Origin of the sequence: uncultured Microbacterium sp., from assembly GCF_963521695.1 — a bacterium.
GTDB lineage: Bacteria > Actinomycetota > Actinomycetes > Actinomycetales > Microbacteriaceae > Microbacterium.
In genome coordinates this window covers 1-2,549 of the sequence record NZ_CAUQWC010000350.1, presented here as the reverse complement: position 1 = coordinate 2,549, position 2,549 = coordinate 1, and the positions used below count along the sequence as shown (strand labels likewise).

At 70.9% G+C, this 2,549-nt stretch carries 3 protein-coding genes; all 3 read right to left on the bottom strand.

Annotated features, from left to right (window positions below; translation table 11 throughout):
- A partial coding sequence (locus RWP81_RS16245) for an acetyl-CoA C-acyltransferase (RefSeq protein WP_314457860.1) occupies positions 1 to 901 on the bottom strand: 901 nt, incomplete at its 3' end.
- On the bottom strand, positions 898 to 1,554 hold the full coding sequence (locus RWP81_RS16240; protein WP_314457858.1) for a 3-oxoacid CoA-transferase subunit B: 657 nt from the start codon (positions 1,552 to 1,554) through the stop codon (positions 898 to 900). The genes RWP81_RS16245 and RWP81_RS16240, both read right to left, overlap by 4 nt.
- Position 1,555: 1 nt before the next feature.
- Positions 1,556 to 2,386: a CoA transferase subunit A gene (locus tag RWP81_RS16235; RefSeq protein ID WP_314457856.1), complete on the bottom strand. Its 831-nt coding sequence runs from the start codon at positions 2,384 to 2,386 to the stop codon at positions 1,556 to 1,558.
- Positions 2,387 to 2,549: the final 163 nt, after the last annotated feature.

Below are 2,549 nucleotides of genomic sequence, written 5' to 3'. Positions count from 1 at the left end.
CGATCGCGCGGGCGGGTTGCTCGTGCAGGGAGTTGTCGGGACCGGCGACCTGGCCCGAAGCGCCCACGACGGCGAGGACGTCCCACCCGCTCTCCGACGCGATCGCGCGCGTCGTCACGACCACCGCGGCCGCGCCGTCGCTGATCTGAGAAGCGTTGCCCGCCGTGATCGACCCGCCCTCGGCGAACGCCGGGCGCAGCTTCGCGAGCGTCTCGACCGTGGTGTCGTCGCGGATCCCCTCGTCGACGGTGACGACCACCGGGTCGCCCTTTCGCTGGGGGATGCCGACCGGCACGATCTCCGCGTCGAACCGCCCGGCGTCGCGGGCCGCGGCCGCGCGCTGGTGCGATCGGGCGGCCACGGCATCCTGCTGCTCGCGGGTGACGTCGAATCGAGAGTTCGCACGCTCGGTCGAGGCCCCCATGCTTTCGCGGTCGTAGACGTCGGTCAGGCCGTCGTGCGCGAGATGGTCGAGCACTTCGACCGAGCCGTAGGCGTAGCCCTTGCGGGAGTTCATCAGCAGGTGCGGGGCGCGGGTCATCGACTCCATCCCGCCGGCGATGACGACCGAGGCGTCGCCGACCCGGATCATGCGCGCCGCGTCGATGACGGCGGTGTGCCCCGACAAGCACACCTTGTTGACCGTCGCCGCGTGCACGTCCCAGCCGACCCCGGCCGCGACAGCGGCCTGTCGGGCCGCGTTCTGACCGGCACCCGCTTGCAGCACCTGCCCCATGAGCACGGCGTCGACGCGCACGGCGGGGACACGCCCGCGCTCGAGGGCGCCGTCGATCGCGGCTGCGCCGAGCTCCACGGCCGTCAGCCCCGCGAGCTGTCCGTTCAGCCGACCCTGCGGGGTGCGTGCGGCGGCGACGATGACGACGTCGTTCTCAGCGCTCATGCGATTTCGATCTCCTCGGTGAGTCTCACGGTCAGCGGGGGCTCGGTGGCATCCCGCACCTCGTCGACGCCGACGCCCGGGGCGAGCTCGACGAGCACGAGTCCATCCTGCGTCACGTCGATGACGGCGAGGTCGGTGATGATGCGATCGACGACGCCCCGGCCGGTGAGGGGTAGCGAGCAGGTGTCGACGATCTTGGGCGAGCCGTCCTTCGCGACGTGCTCCATGAGGACGATCACGCGCGCCGCGCCGTGGACGAGGTCCATCGCCCCGCCGGGGCCCTTGACCATCTTCCCGGGGATCATCCAGTTGGCCAGGTCTCCGGATGCCGACACCTGCATCGCCCCGAGGATCGCGGCGTCGATCTTGCCGCCGCGGATCATGCCGAAGCTCAGCGCCGAGTCGAAGAAGGCGGACCCCGGGAGGGTCGTCACCGTCTCTTTGCCGGCGTTGATGAGGTCGGCGTCGACCGCGTCGTCGGTCGGGTACGGACCGACGCCGAGGATCCCGTTCTCGGACTGCAGCACGACGGTCACCACGTCGGGCACATGGTTGGGGACGAGGGTCGGCAGGCCGATGCCGAGGTTGACGTAGGCGCCGTCGTCGAGCTCGCGGGCGGCGCGGGCCGCCATCTCCGTGCGGGACAGGGCCATCTCAGATCTCCTTCTCGTTCGCAGTGGAGGGCCCTGAGCCTGTCGAAGGAACCGGTCCGGGCTCAGCGGCACCTTCACGGACCGTGCGCTTCTCGATGCGCTTCTCGACCTCGCCGACCTCGACGATGCGGTGCACGAACACGCCGGGCAGGTGAACGGCATCCGGGTCGATCTCGCCGGGCTCGACGAGGTGCTCGACCTGCACGATGCAGGTGCGTCCCGCCATCGCGGCGAGGGGGTTGAAACTGCGGGCGGCTTTGCGGAAGACGAGGTTGCCGTGGCGGTCGCCCTTCCAGGCGTGGACGAGGGCGAACTCCGTGGTGATCGCCTCTTCCAGGACGAACTCACGGGGCTCGCCGCGCACGTCGAAGCTCCGCACGTCCTTCGCCGGCGATGCCACGGCGACGCCGCCGGTGGCGTCGTAGCGGCGTGGCAGTCCGCCCTCGGCGACCTGCGTGCCAACGCCCGTCTGGGTGTAAAACGCCGCGATGCCCGCGCCGCCGGCGCGCAGCTTCTCGGCCAGCGTGCCCTGCGGGGTGAGCTCGAGTTCGAGTTCGCCCGTGAGGAATTGCCGCTCGAACTCCTTGTTCTCGCCGACGTACGACGAGGTCATCTTGCGGATGCGGCCCGCCCCGAGCAGGATGCCGAGCCCCCAGTCGTCGACCCCGCAGTTGTTCGACACGACGGAGAGGTCGCGCGTCCCCTGCGCGAGCAGCGCCTCGATGAGGGCGATGGGATTGCCGGAGAGGCCGAACCCTCCGACGGCGAGCGAGGCTCCGTCGGGGATGTCGGCGACGGCGACGGCCGCCGACGCCCAGGTCTTGTCGATCACGCGTACTCCTTCGAACAGCGGTGATCCCATGCTGCGCCCGCGGCTGCGGCACGGCGCAGCGGGATCTTGCGATGTGGATGCCACAGCGCGTACCGTCCACATCGTGGACACCCCATCTCGACCGGTCCCGCGAGCGGGCGTCCCCGGCGCGCAGGTCATCGCC